Below are 17723 nucleotides of genomic sequence, written 5' to 3' on the forward strand. Positions count from 1 at the left end.
GGTTATTTCTTAACTGTATCCTGATAAATTTTGACAAGTTTGGCAGCAACATGCTCCCATTTAAGTTTTTTGAGTTCTTCGCTTCCCAATTCCTTGAACATCTTGGACATTCCATCATAATGTAGCAAGGCGAAGATGGCATCCGCCATGGCATCGATGTCCCAGAAATCAACTTTAATGGCATTCCTAAGAACTTCGGCAACTCCTGATTGTTTTGAAATGATTACTGGAGTATTGTGTCGGACTGCTTCCAAGGGGGAGATGCCAAAGGGCTCGGAAACTGAGGGCATTACATACACATCACTGATGGCATACATTTCGTCCACGTCATTTCCCTTCAAGAATCCTGTAAAATGGAATTTGGTCCCAATACCCAATTCCGCAACCCTAACCACCATTTTGTTGAGCAAATCACCACTTCCAGCCATTACAAACCGGACGTTGGGATCCAATTGGATTACCTTTCGGGCAGCTTCCACAAAATATTCAGGTCCTTTTTGATAGGTGATCCTTCCCAAAAACGTAACAATTTTTTCCGGGACTTTTTTGGTCGCATCGGATTTGATGATACTGGCATCCAGCACCGCATTGTGCAGCACCGATATTTTATCCGGGTGAACTCCGTATTTGTTGATAATGATGTTTTTTGTCAATTGGCTCACCGCCACCACGTGGTCTGCGGCATGCATTCCGGCTCTTTCAATTTCATAAACCGGCTGGTTCACAGACTCTCCCGACCGGTCATATTCAGTGGCGTGCACGTGCGCGATCAATGGGGCTCCACTTATTTCTTTGGCAGCAATTCCTGCTGGGAAGGCAAGCCAATCATGTGCATGGATGACGTCGTGTTTCTTTTCTTTTGCGATCTGGCTGGCGACCAATGCATATCGGGAAACTTCCTTCATCAGGTCTTTCCCATATTTTCCACTGAATTCAAATTTGTTCGAAAAAACGCTTTCATCCACATCCATCCTGTCGTGGACGGTATAATCCGTGTATTTTTTGAATTCTTCGGGTCCTAGGTAGGGGACCAAAAAACTACTGACCTCCAGGTAGGTGAGATTTTTCCAGATTTTTTTGAATCGATTTTCACGATAGTCAATGACCACATCACTTGCATTGACAAAATCTGCCAAAGGCTCTTCATCTCCCCAAAGTTTGGGAACTACAAAAATCACCTCCTGATTATGATGAGCCAAGCCTTTTACCAAACCATAACAGGCAGTGCCCAATCCCCCGGAAATATGGGGAGGAAATTCCCATCCAAACATCAAAACCTTCATAAAAATTTATTTATATCTTTTTTACCAAATACATAATTCTCAAGAGTTCACCAACACTCCAGGCTTGGGAAATCGCTCCTTTCGGACGATGCGGTGGGTCGCCGTCGTAAATTTCGGCAACAGTTCCTACCCCATATTGCGTCATTACCTCATCAAAGCTTTTGATGATCTTCTCCACAAAATTTTTCCCTGATTTTCCATGAAGTTTCAGGTAAGCTTCCGCAAAATGACCCAAAAGCCAAGGCCACACTGTTCCGTTATGGTAAGCAATGTCCCTCGTGTATTGGGTCCCAAAATAATAACCTTTATAGCTTGGATCATCTGGAGACAGGGATCTCAATCCACGGTTTGTCAGCAATTTCGATTTGACTTTTTCCAGGATCAAATCCATTTGGTCTTCCTCAAGCGTGGAATAAGGAAGTGAGGCGGCAAAAAGCATATTCGGTCTTATCGACCAATCTTTTTCCTCTCCATTGACCACATCGGCCAAATACCCTTTCTTTTCATCCCAAAAATTATCTACAAATGATTTTTTAACGATTTCGGAAAAGGCGTGGATTTCTTCGTCTCCCGTCAATTCATGGTAGAAGCAAAGCGCATTGTACCATAAGGCATTGATTTCTACAGGGCATCCCACTCTCGGGGTCACTGGGCCATCTGAGTTGACGGCATCCATCCACGTCAGGGCCAATCCTTCCTGTCCTCCATAAACCAATCCGTTTTCCAAGGCATGGATATTGAAATCCGTCCCTTTTCTGAACCCTTCAATTATGCCTTTCATTTTTTCAAGATACTTCTTCTTGATGGTTTTGCTGTCTCCTGTATAGGCAATGTATTGCTGCAAAGACCAAAAAAACCACAATGGCGCATCCATAGAACTCATATTGGCCATTACTCCGCTCCCGACGTTGGGGAATAAGGGGCCCTCAAGATCCTTCACCATGGAATCCATGATTTCAATGAAGGTTTCATACTTTCCTTGGGTCAGGGTGAGGCCCGGAGAGGACACGAAAGTGTCCCTTCCCCACCAGCCGAACCATGGATAACCGGCGATGACCCTGGTTTCGCCTTCTCTTTTTTGTATAAATTGGCCAGCAGAATTGATCAAACAATTTTCGAAATTGTTCCGTGGAGTCCTTCTTGCTATTTCTTTTTCGAAGGCCTTTTCACGGGTTTTTGGATCGGCTTCCTCAAGTCCTGCGGAAAAAATGACAGATTCTCCCTTTTCGATATCAAATTCAAAATATCCAGGCACAAAAAGATCTTCCTGATAATCATAACCCCGTTCCCTTTCCATGATATATTCCACATTGTGGTACCATTCCGGGGTGGACACATATTCGACCTTTTTGGAAAGTTGTAACGAAAGCGGAGAATAGGCGTCATAAAGCTTAAATTGAGCGCCGTTCGGTATTTTTTTAAATTCTTTGTTTATATCATCATTTGCCTTGGAGAGATTGTGATACCCTCTAAAGGCCAAGAATGGGCTGATTCGGATCTTGGTTGGGCTATGTGCATCCAGAAGGGTATAGCGGATCATCACCCTGTCCCTGTTGGTGTCCAATATCAATTCCTTTTGAAGCAATACACCCCCAACCCGGTAGGTAAGCTTGGGAATGGGTTCTGAATCGAAATCTTCCAAATATTTGTGCCCTCTAGGGGAATAGTTTCCAGGAAATTTGCTGATGCCCAAATGAAAATTCGCCCCTCTTTGAATTACCGTTTCATGGACAGTGGAAAGCATCACATGGAGTTGAGAGTCAATTTGTGGCTGTGGAGCCACCAAAAGCCCGTGATATTTCCTGGTATTACAACCTATGATGGTGGTACTTGTGTAACAGCCGCCCCGGTTGGTTCTGATTGTTTCCCGGTCTAGGGAATAGTTAAGGTTTATAAGTTGGGTTTTGTCAAAGTGGATATAACTCATTTGGATAAAAGTTTGGAGATTTCCATAAAAATAGTTTTTTGAATGCGAAAGAAAAATTATTAGGCAAAAAATAAAGGTTATGTTTCCATAACCTTTCTGTATTTCTCGTTTTAAGAGGAAATTCCTTCTTTTTGTAACTCTTCAAAGTTTTTCAGGGATTCCTCGAATTTCACCATGTATAAATGGATGAACTTCAAATTGACAGGTTTTATTTTAGGAAACCTTGGCGAAGATTTAAATAATGTAAACATTTCACTCCTTTTTTTTATTTTTTTTGATCGATTTCCACATATACAAAAATGACTCCATTTAAGTTCGCTATACTGTCCTAAAAATAAAAAACCCCTTCATACCGAAGGGGTTTTGGGTGAAAGACCGGGTTCGAACCGGCGACCTCTGGATCCACAAACCAGCGCTCTAACCAGCTGAGCTACAATCACCATTTAATAGAATAATCCGTTCTTCTTTTTAGATCGGAGTGCAAATGTAGTATTTCGATTTTTTCGAAGCAATATTCCTTTAATTTATTTTCTGGAAAATTTTAAACGCTGCCCTTTTTGCTCCTCATGGAAAACACCATTTTCGAATGCCAAATGCCCCGAAACAACCGTATGGGTGATTTTTGACTTGAAAGTGTGCCCTTCAAAGGGTGACCAACCGCACTTGGAAAGAACATTGTTTTTTTCAACAGTCCATGGATTATCCAAATCCACAACCGTCAGATCTGCCATATATCCCGGCCTGAGGTAGCCTCGCTTTTCGATTTCAAACAAAATGGCCACGTTATGACACATTTTTTGTGCAATTTCTTCCAAACTTATTTTTCCGGCATGGTAGAGATCGAGCATCGCCACCAAACTGTGTTGCACAAGCGGCCCACCGGAAGGAGCATTCAAATAGGATTTGCTCTTTTCCTCCAATGTATGTGGCGCATGATCCGTCGCGATCACGTCGATATGCCCGTCCAATACCCCTTTCAATATGGCATCCCGGTCTTGGGATGTTTTGATGGCGGGATTCCATTTGATCAAATTCCCTTTTTCTTCATAGTCCTCATCCGAAAACCACAAATGGTGCACACAAGCTTCCGCAGTGATTCTCTTTGCTTCCAATGGCAGGGTATTGTCAAAAAGCTCGACTTCCTTGGCTGTACTGATGTGCAGGACATGTAGCTTGGCGCCATGCTTTCGAGCCAAATCCACCACTTTTTTGGAAGCATCGTAACAAGCTTCCTCGGTCCTTATTTTGGGATGGTATTTGACATGTATTTGTTCCCCAAATTCCGCTTGGTACTTTTCCAGGTTTGATTTGATGATGTCGTCATTTTCGCTGTGGGTGGCAATCAGCATTTTGCATTCCGAAAAGATTCTTTCCAGGCTTTCCGGATTGTCCACCAACATGTTTCCTGTCGAAGAACCCTGAAATACCTTGATCCCGCAAACATTTTCCGGGTCCACCTTCAATATTTCCTCGATATTATCATTTGTCGCCCCAAAATAGAAGGAATAGTTTGCCAAGGATTTTTCCGCAGCGATTTGGTATTTCTCTTCCAGCAATTCCAGGGTGGTGCTTTGCGGGACCGTGTTGGGCATCTCCATATAAGAAGTGATTCCGCCTGCCACAGCTGCTTTGCTTTCCGTGTAGATGTCTGCCTTGTGCGTCAAACCAGGCTCTCTGAAGTGAACTTGATCATCGATCAACCCAGGAAAAATATATTTTCCATCGGCTTCGATTTTGATATCTGCAGGGAATTCCGACAAGTCAGCCCCTATGCTGTAGATCAAACCCTCCTTAACCAAAATATCAGAACGGGTAATCTTACCTTCATTCACTATATTTGCACCAGTGATTAATATGCTTTTCATTAAATGTTGTTTTTGAATGCGCTGTGGTCACTTTCCAAATTAGGAAAACCTTATTCAATACTGAAAATTCAGGCATGAAAGCGTTTTTCAAGAAATCGTCCTTTTGGACGACAATGAAAATTTAGCTGAACATCCCATCCAAATTTACTAAATCATGTCAGATAGTACGCAATCTTTTGAAAATTTTAAACTTAACAAGCAACTTTTAGAGGCAATCAAGGATGCCGGATATACCAAACCTACCCCCATCCAGGAAAAGGCGATTCCTTTGGCCCTTGCCGGACACGACGTTTTGGGCATTGCGCAGACTGGGACCGGTAAAACCGCAGCCTATGTTTTGCCGATTCTGATGAAAGTCAAATTTGCGCAAGGCGATCACCCTCGTGTATTGGTCTTGGCACCGACCAGAGAACTGGTGATGCAAATTGAAGAGGCTGTCATTGAATTTGGAAAATACACAGACCTCAGATACGTGTGTCTTTACGGAGGATTGGGACCCAAAACCCAAATCGAGAAAATCAAGCAGGGTGTGGACATTGTCATCGCTACCCCGGGCAGATTTTTGGATCTCTACCAAAGAGGGGATATTTTTCTTAGGGAAATCAAAACCATGGTTTTGGATGAGGCGGACAAAATGCTGGACATGGGATTCATGCCTCAGATTCGGTCCATTCTGGAAGTGATTCCGGTCAAACGCCAAAACCTTTTGTTTTCAGCGACTTTTGGAAGCAGGGTGGAAAATCTTGCCTTTGAATTCCTGGAGTTTCCGGAAAGGGTGGAAATTACAGAACAGGCCACCACTGCAGATACCATTCAGCAGGTCAAGTACCTGGTGCCAAATATCAAGACCAAAATGAATATTTTGGAGTACTTGCTGAAGGATGAATCCCTGAACAGGATCATTATCTTTGCCAAAAGCCGGAAAAATGCCGAAACGGTCTTCACCTACTTGGATAAGAAAAACCTGGGAACCATCCGCGTCATCCACGCCAACAAGGGTCAAAACACCAGGATCAACTCCATGGAAGATTTCAAGGCCGGAGGAGTCAGGATTTTGGTTGCGACGGATGTGGCTGCCAGGGGACTGGACATCAGTATGGTCAGCCACGTGGTCAATTTTGATGTCCCCTTGATCTATGAGGATTATGTGCACAGGATCGGCCGTACCGGCAGGGCAGAAAATGAAGGAAAGGCCATCACCTTTTACAATCCCGCGGAGATCTACCATTTCGATAGAATAGAGGAAATCATCCGGATGAAAGTTCCTGAATCTGAAATCCCTGAGGAAGTGGAAATTGCCCCAACACCTTTCATCGAAAAACAAGGGTATGATCGGGAAATAGATTATCAGAAGCGAAAAGAGGACCCGGATTTCAAAGGATCCTTCCATGAAAAAAAGGCACAGCCAAAACCCAAACCCAAGGTGTTGGAAAAAAAGCGTGGAAACAAAAACTCCAAAGCCAAACGGAACAGGAATCAGATGAAAACCATGGGACAATGGAAAAAAGGGAAATAAAATTTTATTTCCCTTCTTAAATCTCTCTTAAAAAATTCTTGCCTCTCGGGATATTTCCTAACCCTGAAAATAAAGATTTTCTAAAAATCAGTGATCAATCCTCCTCAATTCCTAGGAGGATTGATCATGATATGGGCTCTGTGTGTTCCCGGATCCATGATCCAAGGCATACCAGGCGCTGAGGGTTTTAATGGCAGGCCTGTGCTTTCCACAGTGGCCCATGGAATATAGACAACAGACCTTAAATAGGAATTTTTCACTTCACCGGTTGTGGTGTTGAAATCCGCATCCTCTGCACTCAAGGCAAAAAGGGTGACACCGTCCTTTGGCATTTTAAGTTTGCCGCTTTTCACTTCCGCCTCTCGGATATCGAATATTTCTTGGAAAGATTTCCCTTCTTTCTTTAATGACCTTCCCCTTTCCATAAAAGGTTCGAGTGTGTTGTGGTAGCAGGAAACATTGAATCCTGGACTTTTTGGGTCATCAGCCAAGCAGACCATTTCATTCTCTCCCTTTCTTAACACCACAAAATCCCCTTTTTCATCGAAGCCATAAACCAAAGCGCCAGCCCTCTTGTCTTCCGGAGCGGCAAGCACAGCGGAAATTATCTGAATCTCTTTGGATGGGATTTCCTGGGCAAGGGCAAAATCCGTAAGTATTAAAAAACTGAATATTGAAAGGAGAAGCTTCATGGTTTCCTGGTTTAGGGTATCGCATGAAGATAGGGATTTTCCATTAAAAATTGAAATGGACAAGTTTCTGTATTCTTAATCCGAAGCCGTGAATTTCAAGAGCTTGTACCGCATTTGGTCATCGCTGAAATCCGATCGGTTCATGTTGTTGGTGGAGACATAAAGACCCTCTTTTCCCACAAGGAAATTGTCGGAAGAATGGACTTCGTATGGGCCGAAAATGTGCTCTGCCAGCACATTCAATTCATGATCAAGCACCATTATCCCTGTCACGGGCCTTGAGCGTTCCATCAGCCTCAACTTTTCGATATCATACTTTTGATCGATGGGAAATGCAGGCAAAATCATTCTGTAAAATATATCCCTGTACTTGTCATACAAGAAGGTTTCATACTGGCTGGATTCGAGTGTGGCCATCACAGATTCATCTTCATTGCCTGGCAACTCGTTGACGATATTGAATTTATCGACATGCTTGGATTTAACTTCCTTGACTTCTACGATTTTGTTGGTTTTGGTATCGAAAACCTGAATTTGATGATCGTAGAAAGGGGATATGTAGATCAAACTCCCTCGTTTGGCCCAGGAGAAGTAGGATAGTTTTTTTCCTGACCCCAGTAAGCGGCGTCATAAAATACATCATGCCAGGCTGAAATATCCTCGTCCAAACTGATGCTGTAGACCAATTGTTGTTTCTGAATATCTTCCTGAGTCATCCGATGGTGATCCATCAAGAAAGGCTGTGCACCGTAGATTATTCCATTCGATTTGAATAAAGGTATCATACTGCCGTTCCCAATATGGGAGACGCTATAATTTGCATCTGGAAGCTTTTCTTCAAACATCAATTCTCCTTCAAAATTGATCATCCCTATGGAAGGAGGAAAAAACGTCACAAATATCGAATCCTTTGCGATCAAAGTCCCCCCGGTAAATCTTTTATTCCTCTTTTCATTTTCAAACTCCAAGGGTATATTTAATTTCAATTTACCCGAGGGGAATTCCGAAATCTGAAGTTTCTTGATCACATGGTTATAGATCATGATATGCTCTCCTGAATCTGAATCATAGATAATGATCATCCCGGGATTGGAAGAAGCCCATTCATTTATGGGAATGGCGAGCTCTAGATCGCTTAATTGAAATTTAAATCCCTTTTTTTCACCCTGCCCGCACGAGAAAAATACCCAGACGATAAAAATATGGATTGAAGTTCTTTTCATATTTTTTGTAAATTTCATCTTAAATTAACCTTAATCACTACCAGCACTTACCTACGAAATTAACAATCAAAATAAATAACTAAAACATAAGATTAATGATTTGTGAAACTAGTTTAATTATTCTAAGAACAAAAAGAAAAGTCTTTGGAACCACCTAAATGAAACTTTATAAACTATTGTATGAATACCTTCAATAGGTCCTATATTAATCCAAAAGCTCAGTTTTTAATTGTGTAGATAAACAAAATGGGATTATCATCTTCATCAATTCCATTTTTGAAAGCGAATTCCAGATATGGATTTTCTTCCAAATTTTTTTCCCGGTGGTAGTTGGCCAAATCACGGGGGTGGATGGCCCAAGTCAAATGATTGGACTGTGCGTTCAAAGGTGGAATCCCGGAGATGTCAGGAGAAATTCCGTCCATATCGTTTTTCATTTTTGTAATCATATTTACACTGCCTTTTTCTTTATCCCAAAGTGCAAATCTGACTTCCTGTCCTTTGTCCACACTCAGGAAAGCATATCTTTTCGAATCGATCATTTCATCACCCAGCGCATATTCTCCACTTTTCCAAAACTCCCGACTGAACTCATGCGCCTGATACACTCTTTCCGGATTTGGCTCAAATCCCAGAGAAGAAAATGAAAATAAATACTGCTGAATGACCTTATTTTCCTCAATTGCAAGTAATCTGTTGTGGTTCCGCTCTTTGTAATAAAACCCATTACCGTCATGGGATTCATAAAAATATCGGTTCTTTTTTCCATTGACAATCCTGAAATCCCCATCAAAAAAAGCATCAATCCTTTGAATTTCCTTCAAATCCCTGTCCGTAACCAACAATCTTCTATGCCAGTCTTCCACCCTGTCGTCAATAAAATAAAAATGGTCCTTTTGAAAAAACATGTCAAAAACAGACAACAGTTCGGGTTTCTTGCTTTCCCATAAAAAATTCCCCTCAACATCATAAAAAAGAAATTTCGCCTGACGGCCATCAAAAACAATCAATTCTTGATTTGTTTCATTGAATGCAATATTGACAGGTGCAAAAAGATCACCAGGTCCCATCCCTTTGCTTTCAATTTTGCGAAGCAAATTTCCCTCTCTACTGAAAATAAATACGGCATTCGCCAAATTGCGATCAAGTACAAATATTAGGTCCTTAAAAAGAAGAATCTGCGAAATCTCACCTACAAGCCCGTCATCAGTGGTCTCCAACGGAATTATCTCATAGTCATCAAACATATCGCTATGGAATATTTCCTTTTCGGCTTGAATGTCGATGACCAACCCCTTTACACCTGTAGCGTTTTCCCGACCACAAGAAAAACAAGAGAACAGGACTATTTGAATGAAATACGTTTTGAATAAATTTTTCATGCTCAGATAAAATGAAAACAATTTTTCATTATAGTTATTTTTTAATAGCCCCTTTTTTACCGGAAAATAACTCTTAAAATGACCCTAAAACTAACTCGACCAGTCTATTTACAAGCGATGAATTTAACATCACCATTATCATTTACAAATCCTTGAATAAAATTAGTCGACTAAATATTATGCACCAAAAGGTGCTAAAAAGAGCTTTTCACCAAAAGAAAAAAGACTACACCTTTCGGTAAATAAAAAAAAATTCGATATTGGGTACCTGATCTGGTCCAAAACAATCCTGATCAATAATTTTGGTGCATGGACAATGGCTAATTAATTCCCTAAACATGCTTATCAATTTCGCGCATTGGAAGATTTTGGCCATATTTTGACCAATTACCCACACAATGTTTTGTTTTGGCAACTCCCTGTGGATGGCAATATGACTTTTCCCAAGGATTGCCGTTTGTAGGCATAGTATAAAATCCAAAGTGGTATGAATAAAAAAATCATCCTTTTTAAAATTGTTTGCATGGCAGTGATGTTCAATTTTTCTGCGGTAAGTCAACAATCCCTGCAATATACCTTGGAAGACATTGTCTCCAGAGCCAAAAATCAATCACCGGCGGCTTTACGTGCCGAAACCAGAAAAGAAAACAGGTTCTTCCAATACCGATTTTTCAGATCCAACTATAACCCCCAACTTCGACTCGGCGGAACCATCCCGAGTTATTCCCAATCTTTCAACAACGTCGTCCAACCCGATGGAACCATTGAATTTCGCGAGGTCAGGCAGAATTTCATGGATGTGGAATTGGGACTCGAGCAAGTGATCGCCGCAACGGGCGGTGTGGTCTCGGTGAATTCTTCCACCAACAGATTTGACAACTATCTCGCCACCGGGTCCTCCCCGCAAACCCGATGGAGCGGCGTCCCAGTCAACGTCCGCATCGATCAACCTATATTTGCTTTCAATCCCCTGAAATGGGACAAGAAAATCGAACCCTTGCTTTTTGAGGAGAGCAAAAGGGAGTATGTGGAAGAAATGGAGGAAATCAGCCGAATCGTCACAGTCCTCTTTTTCAACTATTTGGACGCACAGGTTAATCTGGAAATCGCGAACAAAAATCTCAAAAATACGGAAGAAATTCTCACCATCGAGCGGGGAAGATATGATTTGGGCACCACGTATGAAGACAAACTCCTACAGGTTGAATTGCAGGTATTGCAGGCAAAGCAATTGCTGGCGCAAGCCCGATTGGATATGGAAACCAATTCCCTGATCCTAAAATCCTATGTCGGCCTGAATGGGGCGACAAACCTGATGCTCATCCCACCCAGCACAATCCCATCATTTGTGGTACCGGTGGAAGAAGCCATTGAGCGGGCATTTCAAAACAGGGCGGACGCATTGGGTTTTGAAAGGCGAAAGCTGGAAGCCGACGCCAGTGTTGCCCGAGCAAGAGGTCAGCGGTTTTACATGAATTTGGGAGCGAGCTATGGCTATAACAATGCGGCTTTGTATTGGAATGATATCTATTCAAATCCCAATACCCAAGCCCTTCTCAACCTCAACTTTTCCGTGCCGGTTTTGGATTGGGGAAGAAACAAAGCCAGAATGGGACAAGCCCAAGCCAACAAAAAATTAATTGCCTACACCGTGGAGCAGGACATCATCAATTTCGAGCAGGAGATTTTTACCAAGGTGAGGAATTTTACCATGCTGGAACAACGCATGGAAATCACCAAACTTTCCGATGAGGTCGCAGACAAACGCTATGAAATCTCCCTAAAAAGATACCAAAACGGCAATGTCACCATCACTGACCTGAACATCGCCCAACAGGAAAAAGACAGCAACCGGAGGTCCTATATCCAATCTTTGCGGGAATACTGGACGGCATATTATGAGTTGAGGGGATTGACACTATTTGATTTTGAAAACAACAGGTTGCTGTATCTTCCAAATGAAATAGAGCCCCCGGTGGAATGATTTCAACAAAAAGACGTTTTTATTCAAAATGAACCTCTCTATTTGGTAAATCCAAAATTGGGGTTTTGCCAGGAATCAACTTCTGAAAAGGCGAGATTTGGGAGGTAATGGGAATTAGAAATTTGAACCCTACCCATTCTATTAATTATGCAAATGGAGGTTTGAGCGATCCGCTGAAAAAGTATTGTTGTGCGTTAAAATAAGTAGCTTAAATACTTGCGATTAATTTTGGATTCAAGTTCAAGGCAAGACTCGAAAAGCAAAGATCAGGTTTCTCAAAATCAATCGGTTCCTCGTAGATCCTTAGTCTGATGCCTTCTGGAACTTCGTCCTGAAAATGATCCATCAGTGAAAAAACTGTTTCTTGGTCCGGCACTTCAATATTTACCTTGACTATTCCGTCCTGAATCATCTCCAGTTCCTTTGCAGCTCCCCTTGACAAATCTATGATTCTCTTGGAATTTTGCGGCAATCTATCGTTGACTCGGACCCAGACCACTTTGTTGTTTTTGGTATTGATGACCTTCAGCATGATGCCAAAAGGGAGGTTTTTATGTGCGGCGGTCATCTCTTCCATTTTGAAGGTTTCTCCGTTTGCTGTTTTTCTCAGGTGGAACTTCCGGCCGTAAAAGCTGGCAATTCCTTCCTGTATTTTGAGCTTTGCTTCAGTATCTGTTCCCCCGTTATTTGCGGAGGCCGACAAAGGACTCAGTGCTAGCAGGATAGAGAATAAGAATAGTAATAATTTCATTTCCAATTTTTAACAATTAATGTGCCATTCTGTGTCATCCTCGAAGTAAATGTTTGGATTGGACAAATGAACCCTCTAACTTGAATCTTAATTGAATTTCAATTTAAATGATTTTATTTTAAAAATCACAATCTTGACCCAAATGATTAAAATCCTCCACACAGCCGATTGGCATCTTGGCAAGAGATTACAGGAGTATTCCCGATTGGAAGAACAAAAATTGGTACTGGACGAAATCATCTCCATCGCAGATGAAAACGAGGTGGATATGGTCCTCTTGGCCGGTGATATCTTTGACACCTTTAACCCCAGCCACGAAGCTGTCGAACTTCTCTATAAATCCCTCAGAAAACTCTCAAAAAACGGAACCAGGCCAATTATCGCCATTTCAGGGAATCATGACAGCACCCAGTTTGTAGAGGCTCCAGACCCTTTGGCCAGAGAGATCGGCATCTTTTTCTATGGAAGATATGACACGGTTATCCCTGTCGGACAGCTGGATTCCGGCATAGAAATCACGCAATCAGAGGCAGGATTTATCGAAATGAAGCTTCCGAAATTCAATTTCCCAATCAGAATCCTTCTTGCCCCCTACGCCAATGAGGTTTTGCTCAAAACCTATCTGGGAGAAGTGGACCGTGAAAGCGAATTCAGAAATGTATTGGAAGAAAAATGGAGAAATTTGGCGGATAAGTACTGTGATGAAAATGGGGTGAATCTGTTTTTAGGTCATTTTTACTTTATGAAAGAGGGCGAAAAACCCGAACCTGAACCCGAAAGTGAAAGACCCATTCTCCACGTTGGTGGCACCCAGGCGATTTTCACCCACAATCTCCCGAAACAAATCCAGTATGCCGCACTGGGCCATTTGCACCGCTACCATGCTGTGGACAGAAGCCAGTTTCCGGTAGTATACAGCAGTTCCCCCCTCGCCTATTCCTTCAGTGAAGCGGAGCAGCAAAAACAGGTGGTGCTCATTCAAGCCGAGCCAAATATGGCAGTCAACTATTCACCAATAGGACTGACTTCCGGTAGGATGCTTTACCGCAAGACTTTTGACAACCTTCCCGATACACTCGATTGGCTGGAGCAAAACCCCTATGCATTTGTAGAAATCACTTTTGTGACGGAACACTCCATCGATGCACCCACCCGAAAAGCCATCATGAAAGCCCATGATGGGATCGTCAATCTTATCCCGCAAATCAAAAATCCAATTGGCTCGGAGAACCAAAGTCTGAAAGTCGAGGACCTGAGCAAAGACATGGTCAGCCTCTTCAAGATGTTTTACCAAAGTGAAAAAGGACAGGAACCCAATGAAGACCTCGTCGGGATTTTTAAAGAAATCATGAGCCAAAACGAAGAAGGATGATACCTATAAAACTTGAAATTCAGGGGCTGTACTCCTACAAAGAAACCCAAAGCATCGATTTTTCCCAGCTGACAGCAGCAGGACTTTTTGGGATTTTCGGAGCAGTCGGCAGTGGCAAATCGTCTATTCTGGAAGCCATCCTTTTGGCCTTGTATGGAAGCACGGAACGACTTTCCGACCGAGGGGAAAAGACCAGTATGCTCAACCTTCAGAGCGAGACGCTCCTTATTACTTTTGAATTTCGGGCTGGTCCGAACCACAGCAAAACCTATTTGGCCAGGTATTCGGCAAAAAGAAACCCAAAAAACTTTGAGGATGTCCGTCCGGCAGAGCACACTTTTTACGAAAAAAGGGACGGGATTCTAGAGCCACTTACCCAAAGGGCGGAAGAGTTGGTCGGGATGAAAAAAGAGCATTTCAAACAAACGGTGATCATCCCTCAGGGAAAATTCCGGGAATTTATCGACCTCACTCCTGGGCCGAGGGCAGAGATGATGAAGGAGTTGTTTGGCTTGGAACGTTTCGATCTTTCCAGCAAAACGGGCAGCCTCCTCAAGGTGGTCAAGGAGGAAAAAATCAGGCTGGAAACCCAGTTGCTGGCATTGGAAAATTACTCCAAGGAAATCCTGGAGGAAAAGGAAATCCAAATCAAGGAAATCGCCTTCAGCGCCGAGCAATTTGAGCTGGCTTTTATTGCTGCGGAAACCCAGTTTTCCAAACAGGAAGTATTGCAGACCAAAAACCAACAGTTGCAGGGATATTTGAAGGAATGGTCATCCTTGGAAGAAAAACGAGCGGAGATCGTTGAGAAGAAAAACATCTGGAAAGATTTCCTACGCGCCAAAACCTACCTGAAACCCGTTTGGAACCTGATCAAGGAAAAGCAATCCGATTTGGAGAAATTCAGGGTGAGTGTGACAGACTGCTCTAGGTTCAAGGAGGCTTACGAATTGGAAATTGCCAAACTCGAAGAAGAAGAGCTAAGGCTCAAGGAGCGAGCAGAACAAAAATCCAACCGGGAAGCCAAAATCCGGGACCTCAAAAAGGTGATGGAAATCCAAAACCTGATGCTTGCTGTGAAGGAAGCCCAATTCTTAGTGGAAAAATTACAGCCTGAAATCGAAGCAAAAACCAATTGGCTGAAGGAATTGGAAAGTGACATCAAAAAAAATGAAAGCAGCGCAGAGCAAATCGCATTGCCCGACCTTGCCCAAATGGCGGAATTGAAAAGTGCCATCAGGGATTGGAATCAATGGGAGGCGCAACTGACAAAAATGCACTCAGAATTCAAGGCCTTGGAAGCCTCCGGATTTGAAATGGCAAAGGTGATCCAGGAATTGGAAAAACAATTGCCCTTGCAGAAAACCAGTTTTGAGTCCTGGAACATTTCCCAGAAGCATCTGCTGGGGAAATTGGAAATGGAGAGGGAGAAATTACAACAGAAAACAGGTCTTGCCACCCATTTACATTTGTTGACCGAGGGCGAAGCCTGTCCGCTTTGCGGATCCACCACGCATCCACATCCCATCGAAGACCAAGAAGAGGAGGCGGAATTAAAAGCAAATCTCCAAGAAATCGAGGCCGCCAAGATTCTTTTGGAAAATATCACCAAGTATGCGCGCACCCATTCCGAACAAAAAATCAGGTTTGAAAACCAATTGCATAACCAATCCACCAAACTGAAAGATTTGGAAGCGATTCAATCCCAATTGGGTATTTTAAAAGAAAGCCTCAAAGCCAAAAACCTCCACACCAAGGAAGCTTTGTCTGGATTTATCCAGCAAACAGATGCGGGTTTGGAAAAAAAGGAGGCCTTGCTTCTTACCGTTAAAGCCTCCAGGAAAAAGGCCGAGGAGTCAAAAACTGCTTTGGAGCGGGAAACAATAGACCTGCGGACGGCTGAGCAAAAACTGATGGGGCTGGTTACTACCATTTCGGCAAAAAAAGAGGAAATCAAAGACACATTGTTCTGTAAACCTTTCTTCGAAAAAGAAGCCGATATCATTTCCCAAACCATCCAAAAAGTACAAAGGGATATTGAGGAAACCACTTTTCTGTTGGAAGGAAAACAAAAGGTTTTGCGGGAAACCCGATCCAAACAAGCCACCAACCTGGCGGACCTGAAAAACTTCGAGAAGTCCGTCATTGAGACCGAAAACAAAATCCAGGAATTGAAGGAAGAATTTGAAGCCTTGAAACAAACCCATGGCTTTCAGGATGAGTCAGCATTGATTGCCTTGTTCCATCATTCATTGGATGCGGACAAAGTGGACGCGGAAATCAGGCAATTTGAAGACCGGAGTTTATTGGTCAAATCCAAATTGGAGGAATTGCGTGGGGAAACCGGTGTGTCTGAATTCAGCCCAGAAACTTTTGAGCAATTTCGAAGTGAATTGTCAGAAAAAAAATTGGCCTTGAATGCCATAAAAAAGGAATTCACTTTGCTCGACCAAGACATCAAGGAAAGCAAGCTGAGATGGGAAGAAAAGCAGCTCCTCCAAAAGAAATATGGAAAGCTGGAAAACAGGGAGTCCAACTTAAAAGAACTGGATGGATTGTTCAAAGGAAACGGTTTTGTAAAATATGTCAGCCTGATCTATCTCAAGGAACTTTGTAACACCGCCAATCTGCGTTTCATGAAACTGACGAAAAACAGCCTGAGTTTGGAAATTGACGACAACAACACCTTTTGGGTCATCGATTACCTGAATGGCGGAAAAAGACGACTGCTCAAAACCCTATCTGGAGGACAGACTTTTCAGGCTTCGCTTTGCCTGGCTTTGGCCTTGGCGGAAAAAGTGAAATCCCTCAACCAAGCGGACCAGAGTTTTTTCTTCCTTGATGAGGGATTTGGTGCATTGGATAAAAGTGCTTTGCGGGTGGTCTTCGAAACCCTTAAATCCCTTCGCCATGAAAATCGGATCGTGGGCATCATCAGTCACGTGGAAGAGCTCCAACAAGAAATTGAAGTCCATGCAAAAGTGGTCCTCGACCCTGAAAAAGGCAGTCAAGTGGGGTACTCATTTTAGGGTGTCCGGGCTTGGAAATAAATGCCAAATGGTTCTTACTTGGCTGGGAAAAGTCTCGATCAACCCTGTTTCTTGTCTGGCTGTCCTGGGCGAAAGGCACAATTGATTTCACATAAATCCCACATTTTGACATGTTTGGATTGAAAATTGACTGTTGTGCCGATATGAGAAATACTTACATACGTTTCCTAGCCTCATTCTTTATCGCAGGATTGCTGATCACGGGAGCATGCAAAAGCACCAAAAACACCCCTGTCACCAAAAGTAAAATGACGGAGGTACAAGGAAAGGCAAGTTTTTATGCGAATCGGCTTGATGGCAAAAAAACGGCAAATGGAGAGATTTACAATGCAAAAAAGATGACCGCCGCACACCCGACGCTTCCTTTTGGCACTCAAGTAGAGGTGACCAACCTGAGCAATGGCAAAACCGTCCGCGTCAGGATCAATGATCGTGGTCCGTTTCGAAAGGGGAGAATCATTGATCTTTCAAGGGCGGCAGCAGAAAAGCTGGACATGATCAAATCCGGAGTGACCCAAGTCGAGATCCGATATCGGTGATCGTAAGCTGCAAAGGTATTCTCTATATCTATCCAAAAAAGGCAGGAATAATAATTTACTCAATGTACTGAGTAAATTATTTAAAAGTGACACTATTGACTGATTAACAATATTTTACAAAATTATTTTTTAAGGAAAT

At 42.7% G+C, this 17723-nt stretch carries 13 protein-coding genes and 1 tRNA gene; 5 read left to right on the forward strand and 9 right to left on the reverse strand.

Translation table 11 applies throughout. From position 1 onward, the window contains the following. Window positions 1-2 precede the first annotated feature (2 nt). The 4 genes from Q7J63_RS07485 to Q7J63_RS07500 form a co-directional block, all read right to left on the reverse strand. Window positions 3-1283, reverse strand: a complete 1281-nt coding sequence (locus tag Q7J63_RS07485; protein WP_304885102.1) for a glycosyltransferase family 4 protein — start codon at window positions 1281-1283, stop codon at window positions 3-5. Between the two features lie 10 nt (window positions 1284-1293). Beyond that, window positions 1294-3210 (reverse strand): amylo-alpha-1,6-glucosidase, encoded by a 1917-nt coding sequence (locus Q7J63_RS07490; RefSeq protein ID WP_019596292.1) that lies wholly within the window; start codon window positions 3208-3210, stop codon window positions 1294-1296. 365 nt (window positions 3211-3575) lie between these two features. Beyond that, window positions 3576-3651, reverse strand: a tRNA-His gene (locus Q7J63_RS07495). 83 nt (window positions 3652-3734) lie between these two features. After that, window positions 3735-5075 (reverse strand): dihydroorotase, encoded by a 1341-nt coding sequence (locus tag Q7J63_RS07500; RefSeq protein ID WP_304885104.1) that lies wholly within the window; start codon window positions 5073-5075, stop codon window positions 3735-3737. A 154-nt stretch (window positions 5076-5229) separates the two neighbouring features. On the opposite strand from Q7J63_RS07500, the gene Q7J63_RS07505 reads away from it, so the two are divergent. Then, a complete protein-coding gene (locus Q7J63_RS07505; protein WP_019596289.1) occupies window positions 5230-6591 on the forward strand; it encodes a DEAD/DEAH box helicase in 1362 nt (453 codons plus the stop codon). A 104-nt stretch (window positions 6592-6695) separates the two neighbouring features. On the opposite strand, the gene Q7J63_RS07510 is transcribed toward Q7J63_RS07505, so the two are convergent. From Q7J63_RS07510 to Q7J63_RS07525, 4 genes are all read right to left on the reverse strand, one after another. Beyond that, complete coding sequence (locus Q7J63_RS07510; RefSeq protein WP_304885106.1) at window positions 6696-7283, reverse strand: hypothetical protein; 588 nt, start codon at window positions 7281-7283, stop codon at window positions 6696-6698. Window positions 7284-7358: 75 nt separating this feature from the next. Continuing rightward, complete coding sequence (locus Q7J63_RS07515) at window positions 7359-7850, reverse strand: DUF4221 family protein (protein ID WP_304885108.1); 492 nt, start codon at window positions 7848-7850, stop codon at window positions 7359-7361. Next, window positions 7847-8506 carry a hypothetical protein gene (locus tag Q7J63_RS07520; protein ID WP_304885110.1) on the reverse strand — a complete coding sequence of 220 codons (660 nt, stop codon included), beginning with the start codon at window positions 8504-8506 and terminating at the stop codon, window positions 7847-7849. Before Q7J63_RS07520 ends, Q7J63_RS07515 begins: the two co-directional genes overlap by 4 nt. Before the next feature lie 218 nt (window positions 8507-8724). Then, window positions 8725-9888, reverse strand: coding sequence for a 6-bladed beta-propeller (locus tag Q7J63_RS07525; protein ID WP_304885112.1), 1164 nt, complete (start codon window positions 9886-9888; stop codon window positions 8725-8727). 487 nt (window positions 9889-10375) lie between these two features. Here Q7J63_RS07525 and Q7J63_RS07530 point away from each other — a divergent pair, with 487 nt between their 5' ends. After that, a complete protein-coding gene (locus tag Q7J63_RS07530) occupies window positions 10376-11872 on the forward strand; it encodes a TolC family protein (protein ID WP_304885113.1) in 1497 nt (498 codons plus the stop codon). A 208-nt stretch (window positions 11873-12080) separates the two neighbouring features. Here Q7J63_RS07530 and Q7J63_RS07535 read toward each other — a convergent pair whose 3' ends face one another. Then, window positions 12081-12623 (reverse strand): septal ring lytic transglycosylase RlpA family protein, encoded by a 543-nt coding sequence (locus Q7J63_RS07535; protein ID WP_304885115.1) that lies wholly within the window; start codon window positions 12621-12623, stop codon window positions 12081-12083. A gap of 142 nt (window positions 12624-12765) precedes the next feature. Between Q7J63_RS07535 and Q7J63_RS07540 the strand changes: the two genes are divergently transcribed. The 3 genes from Q7J63_RS07540 (at window position 12766) to Q7J63_RS07550 (ending at window position 17584) form a co-directional block, all read left to right on the forward strand. Then, complete coding sequence (locus tag Q7J63_RS07540) at window positions 12766-13995, forward strand: exonuclease subunit SbcD (protein WP_304885117.1); 1230 nt, start codon at window positions 12766-12768, stop codon at window positions 13993-13995. Further along, window positions 13992-17024 (forward strand): SMC family ATPase, encoded by a 3033-nt coding sequence (locus Q7J63_RS07545; RefSeq protein WP_304885119.1) that lies wholly within the window; start codon window positions 13992-13994, stop codon window positions 17022-17024. The genes Q7J63_RS07540 and Q7J63_RS07545 overlap by 4 nt, the downstream gene beginning before the upstream one ends. A 131-nt stretch (window positions 17025-17155) precedes the next feature. Next, window positions 17156-17584 carry a septal ring lytic transglycosylase RlpA family protein gene (locus tag Q7J63_RS07550; RefSeq protein ID WP_019596276.1) on the forward strand — a complete coding sequence of 143 codons (429 nt, stop codon included), beginning with the start codon at window positions 17156-17158 and terminating at the stop codon, window positions 17582-17584. Window positions 17585-17723 lie beyond the last annotated feature (139 nt).

Source organism: Rhodonellum sp. (assembly GCF_030656585.1).
GTDB lineage: Bacteria > Bacteroidota > Bacteroidia > Cytophagales > Cyclobacteriaceae > Rhodonellum > Rhodonellum psychrophilum.

What these genes read in the sequence shown, in the direction of transcription:
- Q7J63_RS07485 (WP_304885102.1), bottom strand. Translation starts at nt 1,283, where the DNA reads ATGAAGGTTTTGATGTTTGGATGGGAATTTCCTCCCCATATTTCCGGG.
- Q7J63_RS07490 (WP_019596292.1), bottom strand. Translation starts at nt 3,210, where the DNA reads ATGAGTTATATCCACTTTGACAAAACCCAACTTATAAACCTTAACTAT.
- Q7J63_RS07500 (WP_304885104.1), bottom strand. Translation starts at nt 5,075, where the DNA reads ATGAAAAGCATATTAATCACTGGTGCAAATATAGTGAATGAAGGTAAG.
- Q7J63_RS07505 (WP_019596289.1), top strand. Translation starts at nt 5,230, where the DNA reads ATGTCAGATAGTACGCAATCTTTTGAAAATTTTAAACTTAACAAGCAA.
- Q7J63_RS07510 (WP_304885106.1), bottom strand. Translation starts at nt 7,283, where the DNA reads ATGAAGCTTCTCCTTTCAATATTCAGTTTTTTAATACTTACGGATTTT.
- Q7J63_RS07520 (WP_304885110.1), bottom strand. Translation starts at nt 8,506, where the DNA reads ATGAAAAGAACTTCAATCCATATTTTTATCGTCTGGGTATTTTTCTCG.
- Q7J63_RS07525 (WP_304885112.1), bottom strand. Translation starts at nt 9,888, where the DNA reads ATGAAAAATTTATTCAAAACGTATTTCATTCAAATAGTCCTGTTCTCT.
- Q7J63_RS07530 (WP_304885113.1), top strand. Translation starts at nt 10,376, where the DNA reads ATGAATAAAAAAATCATCCTTTTTAAAATTGTTTGCATGGCAGTGATG.
- Q7J63_RS07535 (WP_304885115.1), bottom strand. Translation starts at nt 12,623, where the DNA reads ATGAAATTATTACTATTCTTATTCTCTATCCTGCTAGCACTGAGTCCT.
- Q7J63_RS07540 (WP_304885117.1), top strand. Translation starts at nt 12,766, where the DNA reads ATGATTAAAATCCTCCACACAGCCGATTGGCATCTTGGCAAGAGATTA.
- Q7J63_RS07545 (WP_304885119.1), top strand. Translation starts at nt 13,992, where the DNA reads ATGATACCTATAAAACTTGAAATTCAGGGGCTGTACTCCTACAAAGAA.
- Q7J63_RS07550 (WP_019596276.1), top strand. Translation starts at nt 17,156, where the DNA reads ATGTTTGGATTGAAAATTGACTGTTGTGCCGATATGAGAAATACTTAC.